Source organism: Corallococcus sp. CA053C (genome assembly GCF_003611675.1).
In the GTDB taxonomy this organism is placed as follows: domain Bacteria; phylum Myxococcota; class Myxococcia; order Myxococcales; family Myxococcaceae; genus Corallococcus.
Genome location: NZ_RAWA01000928.1, coordinates 1 through 389, shown reverse-complemented (window position 1 = coordinate 389; position 389 = coordinate 1). Strand labels below are relative to the sequence as shown.

The 389-nt window shown below is 62.5% G+C and carries 1 protein-coding gene; it reads left to right on the top strand.

Features of this window, described 5'->3' with window-relative positions; translation table 11 throughout:
• Positions 1–157: 157 nt before the first annotated feature.
• Positions 158–389, top strand: a 232-nt coding sequence (locus tag D7V97_RS46415) for a hypothetical protein (RefSeq protein ID WP_233583641.1), incomplete at its 3' end; no start/stop codon positions are given.

Genomic DNA, 389 nt, shown 5'->3' with positions numbered 1-389 from the left:
ATCCAGAAGCCTCTGAGGACTCGAAGGCTGGCCTCCGGAGTCCATCGATGATGTGCAGTTGCATCGCGATTGCCGCCAGGGGCGTTGTCGCTTGAGCACATCTGGGCATAGGCTGCCATCTTGGAGGGCAGGCAACCTGCATGATAGGGAGGAGAATATGGCCCGCACGCTTGCGTTGCGCGCATCGGCGGGACTCGACGCGGGTATGGCAATGGCCGCGATCACGCTCGCACCTGGGGCCCGCGCCGAAACCGGTGAGCAATTCCCCGGGGATGGGGTGTTTCTCGTGGGAACTGACATTGCGCCAGGCACCTACCGCACGGAGGGGCCGTCGAATCCCCTTATTTTGGTGTTCGGCAGGGTGTCCGAGCTCTCAACCTGCTCATGGT